The following is a 2,280-nucleotide window of genomic DNA, read 5'->3' as shown; positions in this document are numbered from 1 at the left end:
TGTCAAGCGACACCCACCTTTACGAGCTAAGGCGACACCCAGTGTTACGAGGTATGGTGCAACGGAGCGGCCCCGGAGGGCGCGCTGACCGCCAAGAGTCAAGGCGCGCGCTCCGGGGCCGCGGTCCGCAGAGTATTGTCGGCTTGGCTCAGGCCTTCAGGGTGTCCTCGAGGTCGCGGAGCCGGTAGCTGCGGCCCTTGATGTTGAGGACATGGGCATGATGGAGCAGCCGGTCGAGGATCGCGGTGGCCAGCACCTCATCCCCCGCCAGAAGTTCCGTCCAGTCGCGGATGCTCTTGTTCGTGGTGATGATCATGGCGCCGCGGCCGTAGCGGTAACTGATCAGCCGGAAGAACAGGCTGGCATCCTCGCGCGTCATCGGATCATAGCCCATCTCGTCGACCAGAAGCAGCGCGGTCGACATGTACTTGCGCTTCTTGAGCCGGTTCGGTGGCAGGTGGGCATCGGCGCGCAGGGCGGTCAGCAACTCGTCGAAGCGAAAGTATTGGACCGAGAAGCCGAGCTGGATCGCCCGGATGCCGAGACCGCACAGGAGATGCGACTTGCCCACGCCGGGCGGGCCTTGCATCAGCACGACCTCTGAGTTGCGGATCCAGGCACCGGTGGCGAGCGTCTCGATGCGTGAGCGCTCGATCGCCGGCTGGAACGCGAAGTCGAAGTTCTCCAGCGTCGCGCCGGTCGGGATCTTTGCGGTCTTCAGCATTGTGCGCACGCGCCGCTCCTCACGGCCGGAGCGTTCGGCGTCGAGCAACCGGTCCAGAAAGACATGGGCCTGCATCTCGGCCCGCACCGCCTCGGACAGCAGACCCTCCAGTGCAGAGGTGGCATAGCCGAGCCCCAAGGCGGCCAGCTTCTCCCGCGTCGTGTCGATGTCGAGCTTCACCCGGGGAGCAGTCATCGCGCGACCTCCGCCAGGCGGGCATAGAGATCGAGCGAACGGTGCTGGACCTTGGCGGCTGCGATCTCCTGCAGACGGCGCCCCATCCGGCCAAGCGGCATTGGCGCGCGGACGCGCTCGGTGTCCTCGCCCTCGTAATGGGCCTCGTTGCGCAGGATCAGCATGTCGGTGCCGCGGGGATGCTCGGCGATCACCGCGCAGTCCTTGAGCATCTGCACCCGGCCGGCGAGGCCGCGAACCTCTATCTCCTGCCGCACGAAACGGAACGGCACGCTATACTGCCGCCCCTCGAAATGGACCATGCAGTCCAGCCCGACCGGACGGCGCACAACGATGTCGAAAGGCTCCGGCAGCGTCTCGGGCAAGGGTGTCAGCAGCCGACGCTCTTGCTCCCAGGCCTCGGCGACGCTGGTGCCGGTCGCGGGACAGCGGAGATGGCGGGCACGTTCCTCAAGGCGGGCATCGGTCCAGACCTGCAGCGCCTCAAGGCTGTCGAACACCTGGCCACGCGGATCGACCGCTTCCCGCTGGTCACGCACCGTGCGCTCGACCTTGCCTTTCCCCTGCGGGTGGCGCGGCTGGCAGGCGTCGACATGAAAGCGCAACTGCGCGGCGAAACGACGATACGTCTCGTTGATCGTGCCCCACGCTCCCGCGCCCCTGGACAGCGCCGTCTTGACGTTGTCGATCCGCAGCACCGCCGGCACGCCGCCGAGCCGCTGCAGGCAGGCGGTCTGGCAGGACTGCCACGAAAGCATGTCCTTCGACCGTGCCCAGACCACGGCGCGTTTGCGGCTCCACGACAGTGTTACCACCAGCGCGACGAGATCCACGGTCTCGCTGCCGATCACCATGCCGGGATACTCGGCCCAGTCCACCTGGGCCTGTGCCCCCATCGGCGTTTCGACCCGCCGCCGCGCCCGGATGGCCGGTGCCGGAAACGTCCGCTTCCAATAGCGTTGGACCGACTTCAGGCTCCCGTCGTAGCCATGCTCGCGCTTGAGCCAATCGTGCAGCGCCGCCAGGTTCACCCGGCCCGCGGGCTGCTGACTGCGCCAGTGGGCAATCGCCTCGGCCACCGCTGCTGCCTTGCCAACCTGCGTCGTGCGCCCATCCACGGCCCCGGCTGCGCTCCGTCGCCGATGATACCGCACTGTTCCTTCGCTCACGCCCAGCATCCGCGCCACCGCGCTCTGGGAATGGCCCTGCTTCAGCAACACCGTCATTGCCGTCCGCGCCTCGTTCTCGAGACGACCCATCGTCACTCCCCGGCAGACCACCTGCCGGAAATCGATCAGGCCAAGACGGCACCTCGTAAAGCTGGATGTCGCCTTACCGTCTCAATGACCTGTCCCGCTACA

2 protein-coding genes are annotated in these 2,280 nt (G+C 66.9%); both read right to left on the bottom strand.

Features of this window, described 5'->3' with window-relative positions:
- Window positions 1-148 precede the first annotated feature (148 nt).
- On the bottom strand, window positions 149-904 hold the full coding sequence (istB, locus tag AAIL68_RS17315; protein WP_347141032.1) for an IS21-like element helper ATPase IstB: 756 nt from the start codon (window positions 902-904) through the stop codon (window positions 149-151).
- Window positions 905-915: 11 nt separating this feature from the next.
- Complete coding sequence (gene istA, locus AAIL68_RS17310) at window positions 916-2,178, bottom strand: IS21 family transposase (protein ID WP_347141031.1); 1,263 nt, start codon at window positions 2,176-2,178, stop codon at window positions 916-918.
- Window positions 2,179-2,280 lie beyond the last annotated feature (102 nt).

The organism is Paracoccus sp. SSK6 (genome assembly GCF_039770665.1).
Classification (GTDB): domain Bacteria; phylum Pseudomonadota; class Alphaproteobacteria; order Rhodobacterales; family Rhodobacteraceae; genus Paracoccus.
Note: the sequence above shows the minus strand (reverse complement) of the source record. Positions and strands in the feature narration are given on the sequence as shown.

Bases quoted from the DNA above. Each gene is read 5' to 3' on its own strand.
- istA (WP_347141031.1), bottom strand. From the start codon at position 2,178: ATGGGTCGTCTCGAGAACGAGGCGCGGACGGCAATGACGGTGTTGCTG.